Genomic DNA, 4,316 nt, shown 5'->3' on the forward strand with positions numbered 1-4,316 from the left:
GCAGGGGGAGCAGCTAGCTTTGTCAATATGGGGCTGTTGTACCTCATTTTTATTCTCTTGCTGCGAGTCTGGGGGCAGCGGGTACACCACCAGCGATCGCCCCTCGTGTTTTATGGCCTGAAGGGCGGTTGGAACTTTGGGCGGGATGCTTTGCTGGGGTGGCTAGCGGGTGTGTTTTTGGTTGGCCTGCTATTTGCCATTGAGGGGCTTTTGGGTTGGGTGAGCTGGCAGGGGCTGCCGGATCGCTTTGGTCTGGTGCTGCTGGATGGCGTCCTAACCGGTGTTGCTGTGGGCTTTGCTGAGGAATTGTTGTTTCGGGGCTGGCTGTTGCAGGAACTAGAGCTAGAGTACCAACCGTGGTTTGCTCTCTTGCTCAATGGCCTGATTTTTGCGGCGTTGCACTATCTGCATCCCTTAGAGGTGATTTTAGCCACATGGCCGCAGTTTTTTGGCTTAGCACTGTTGGGTTGGATTCTCAGTTTGAGTAAATGGGTCTTTGGTGGCCGTTTAGGCTTTCCCATGGGACTTCACGGTGGCTTAGTCTGGGCTTATTTTGGTGTCAATGTGGGAAAATTGGTGACCTACACCGGTGTGGCACCAGAGTGGCTAACGGGCATTAACGGTAACCCGATCGCCGGCCTGCTGGGGGTGGGTATTTTAATTCTGGTGGCTTTGGGGCTTAGCTATCGCGTCGCAACCGCACCATAAAAAAGCCATCCATGTCATCCCGTTGTGGCCACACGGTGATCCAACCTGCCGGTGCTGCTTTTAGGGGAAAGTTGGGGGGCGGTGGTTCAATGTGCCACTGGGGATGGTGAGCCAGAAACTGCTGAATCTGGGCCTCATTTTCTGCCGATTCCAAGCTACAGGTGGCATAAACGAGTAAGCCGTGGGGTTTGACCCACTGGGAGACGGTGGCCAAGAGTTGGGCTTGCAGGGGCAAGAGTTCAGCTAAGCGCGTCTTTAGGGGTCGCCAGCGGACATCGGCATGGCGGTGCAGCGTGCCTGTTCCCGAGCAGGGTACGTCTAAAAGGACACGATCGCCCATTGCTGCAAAATCCCCTGCCGTCGCACTATCTAGGGTGTGAATTTCAATGCTTTTGAGGCCGAGGCGATCGCGATTTTGCTGCAGTTTCCGCAAACGAGCGGGGGAGCGATCGCAGGCAATGACACGGCCTTGATCTCCCATTAACTCAGCAATGTGGGTGGTTTTTCCTCCGGGGGCGGCACAGGCATCAATGACCACCTCCCCGGGCTGGGGATCTAACAGATGGCTTACCCATTGTGCTGCCCGATCCTGAACCGACCAGTAACCTGCGGCATAGCCGGGGAGTTCCTGCATCGATTGCCCACAGTGGGATAGAACCAGTCCTTGGGGCAGGGGGGGAATTGGTTGCAACCCATAGCCTGCTGTTTCAAAATCAGCGATTAGCTGATCAGCTGTTACTCGCAGTGGATTGAGGCGTAGATCGAGGCGGGGCGGCTGATTGAACCACTGACAGAGGGCAGTACACTCCTGAAGATGCAAACGTTCTAACCAAGAGGCAATCAGTGCATCGGGAAAGCTATAGCGACACCCGAGTTGAGACACCAGGGGGAGGTGGGCAATGAAAGCTTCAAGGGGATCGCTGGTGCAGCGGCTGTAATGGCGCAAGACCCCATTCACCAGTTTGGCAAAGCCTCCTAAGCCAATCTGCTTGACCAATTCAACGCTGCTGTGGACGGCGGCATGGGTGGGGATGCGATCCAGGTACCGCAGTTGATAGAGTCCTAAACGCAAGACTAACTGGACAGGCAGGGGAGGAAGTTGGCGACAAAACCCCTGAATCAGGGTATCTAAGGTGCGCTGTTGGCGAATAGTTCCATAGACCAGTTCAGTCACTAGGGTGCGATCGCTCCCATCGAGGGCATACCGCTGCAAGACCTGATGCAGTGCCACATCGGCATAGGCGCCCTTGGCTACCCGGTCTAGGGCATCAAGGGCAAGACGCCGTGCACTTAGTTCCACGCCGATTGCTCAATCATTTCCCGCTGTTCACTGGTGGCGATCGGCCACTCAGGGTTGTCACCACCAATCACGAGGGTTTTTAAGGGCACATAGTCCTCACTAAATTGATGGAGGGCATTGATTAAGACATCCAAGGCCAAGGCGTCACTGGTACCCAAATCAAACCAGCAGCGAGCCCAGCGATCGTTGTACTCAAACTCGCCCATATTGTGCATCACCGCCATCAGCGAACTTTCGGCTTGGGCGCGATCGTACTCTAGGTGACTGAGGTCTAAACCTGTTTCCTGGACTTGAAGATTCTCAGCATTGAATCCCCCCAGTTTCCCAAGGAAAAACCAGGAGTTAAAGACTTCCTCCAGATACTGCTGCTCCACGGACGAAGGTGGTGCCGCAAATTCCACCCAAATCCATACATCAAAGGGATTCACTTCACGGAAGATGACATTCATGCCCTAGCTCCCATTAAACCCTTCTGAAAGGCAGGCCGTTGTTGCAAGCGGGCTACATAATCCGCTACAGCAGGATAGGGACTCAAGTCCACCTGAAAGAGCATCTGGAGATAGGCCAGCATCGACCCGAGGGCAACATCGGCCACCGAAAAGTCCTTGCCGAGAATGTAGGATTGCCCCATGAGAGCCGTCTCAATGCCCTTGAGCAGTTGTGGAAGCTGGCGATCGCGCGTTTCGGGCGGAAACATTGCCTGGGTCAGGGTAGAGTTGGCAAACAGCACCCACTGATAAACTTGGGCAGCGGCGGCCGCATCCTTGGGTAATTCACCGTGAACCTGGGCAAGATAGAGCAAAATCGCCCCTGATTCCCAAAGCACCACATCCCCATCCACAATCACGGGCACTTTACCCATGGGGTTGAGTTTGAGAAATTCAGGCTGATGTTGTTCCCCAGCTTGGAGATCTATCAGCACAAACTCATAGGGAATGCCCAGTTCTTCTAAATACCAGCGGACAATACTGGCGCGGGATTTGGCGCCGCCATAGAGCTTTAGCATAGGTCAGTTGCAGCGATCAATGTGTCAATCAAATTTCAGTCACTTTTATTTATTATGATCCTTGATTGATCCTTGATCGACCTCAAAATCATTTCCTGCCTAACTCTCCTCAGCGCCAAAGCAGATGTAGGGGCCATTCAGCTACCACTTCCGCCAAGTGCTCATTGGACGGTTGACCATAGGGCAGCACCCCCAACACCGGCACTTGGGTAAAATGGCTGAGAAAGTCTGGGGGGGTCCACTGTTCAATCTCGGCATCACTACAGGGGGTAACACAGTTGAGAATTAGACCACGAATGGCCAACTGGTACTGCCGGGCAAGGGCAATATTGGCCACAATTTGGGCGATCGCCCCCAAGCGTACTGTTGCCACTAAGACAATGGGCAACTGCCAAGCGGCTGCCAAATCCGCCACTGTCCACTCCCAAGTAATGGGCGAGCCTAGGCCCCCAATCCCTTCAACTAAAAGATAATCAAACCGCTCCTGAAGCTGCTGGTAAGTCTGCCAGATGGGGGCTAAATCAATCCTGCGATTTTCCAATTGGGCTGCAATGGGAGGCGCAAGGGGGGCTCCAAAACTCAGAGGGCACACCTCCCTGGGCGTTTGTTCCAGAGGTAGGGTTTGACAGTAGTAGTCCCCATCGCCAATCTCAACCGCTGTTCCACTTTGCATGGGCTTGAGAATGCCCCAGCGTTCTTGAGGACGGTAGCGATGGGCGTAAGACCACAGGGCTCGTGTGATCATTGTTTTGCCCACCCCAGTATCGACACCGGTAATGAGTAAAGACTGGCAATGCTGTGAAATGTTCAACCCTCCCTACCGTTGTCGCGATAGTTCTCAATGGATTATACCCATTTCATCTTCTTTTTCACTTTGATTAAATTCACTTCATTAAATGTGACGGCAAAACCTGATCCTGTTGCAGCTCATGGTGAATGGCTGCAAAACTGCTGGGATGGGCAGGGAGCGATCGCGCCAAAGACCTCAATTGTGGGTACTCCGAAACCGCTGAGGGCCAATATGTTTTCAGTATAGACGCCCTAGGGGTTAGAGGGCATCGGGATATCAATCAGGGCTTTTAATCATCAGAACTCGTAGGGGGGGCGATCGCAGGCGGCGCAGTTTCAACTACTCTAGGAAATAGTCCTTACTGAATGTCTGCCGCGCAACCATGGCTGAGACCCTCATGTTTAATGCCCTTCGTGCTGCCATTGATGAAGAAATGGAGCGAGATCCCACGGTTTTTGTGCTGGGGGAAGATGTGGGACATTATGGCGGCTCCTACAAAGTCACCAAAGTCC

General features: G+C 53.5%; 6 protein-coding genes and 1 pseudogene. 3 read left to right on the forward strand and 4 right to left on the reverse strand.

Going from position 1 to position 4,316, the window contains the following annotated elements; all coding sequences use genetic code 11:
- A partial coding sequence (locus tag H8Q75_RS03175; protein WP_297040439.1) for a CPBP family intramembrane glutamic endopeptidase occupies nucleotides 1–708 on the forward strand: 708 nt, incomplete at its 5' end.
- On the opposite strand, the gene H8Q75_RS03180 is transcribed toward H8Q75_RS03175, so the two are convergent.
- From H8Q75_RS03180 to bioD, 4 genes are all read right to left on the reverse strand, one after another.
- A complete protein-coding gene (locus H8Q75_RS03180) occupies nucleotides 680–2,008 on the reverse strand; it encodes a 16S rRNA (cytosine(967)-C(5))-methyltransferase (RefSeq protein ID WP_024123998.1) in 1,329 nt (442 codons plus the stop codon). The two genes, H8Q75_RS03175 and H8Q75_RS03180, sit on opposite strands and share 29 nt — an antisense overlap.
- Nucleotides 1,999–2,457, reverse strand: a complete 459-nt coding sequence (locus tag H8Q75_RS03185; protein ID WP_011056063.1) for a DUF3531 family protein — start codon at nucleotides 2,455–2,457, stop codon at nucleotides 1,999–2,001. The genes H8Q75_RS03180 and H8Q75_RS03185 overlap by 10 nt, the downstream gene beginning before the upstream one ends.
- A complete protein-coding gene (locus H8Q75_RS03190; protein ID WP_024123999.1) occupies nucleotides 2,454–3,014 on the reverse strand; it encodes a glutathione S-transferase family protein in 561 nt (186 codons plus the stop codon). Before H8Q75_RS03190 ends, H8Q75_RS03185 begins: the two co-directional genes overlap by 4 nt.
- A 109-nt stretch (nucleotides 3,015–3,123) precedes the next feature.
- Entirely contained in the window at nucleotides 3,124–3,825 is a 702-nt protein-coding gene (gene bioD, locus H8Q75_RS03195) for a dethiobiotin synthase (RefSeq protein WP_024124000.1), read from the reverse strand.
- A gap of 125 nt (nucleotides 3,826–3,950) precedes the next feature.
- On the opposite strand from bioD, the gene H8Q75_RS03200 reads away from it, so the two are divergent.
- Nucleotides 3,951–4,097 (forward strand): hypothetical protein, encoded by a 147-nt coding sequence (locus H8Q75_RS03200; RefSeq protein ID WP_297040443.1) that lies wholly within the window; start codon nucleotides 3,951–3,953, stop codon nucleotides 4,095–4,097.
- Between the two features lie 89 nt (nucleotides 4,098–4,186).
- Nucleotides 4,187–4,316 (forward strand): annotated as a pseudogene (locus tag H8Q75_RS03205) (alpha-ketoacid dehydrogenase subunit beta); the annotation flags it as partial.

Source organism: Thermosynechococcus sp. OHK43 (genome assembly GCF_014466085.1).
Classification (GTDB): Bacteria; Cyanobacteriota; Cyanobacteriia; order Thermosynechococcales; family Thermosynechococcaceae; genus Thermosynechococcus.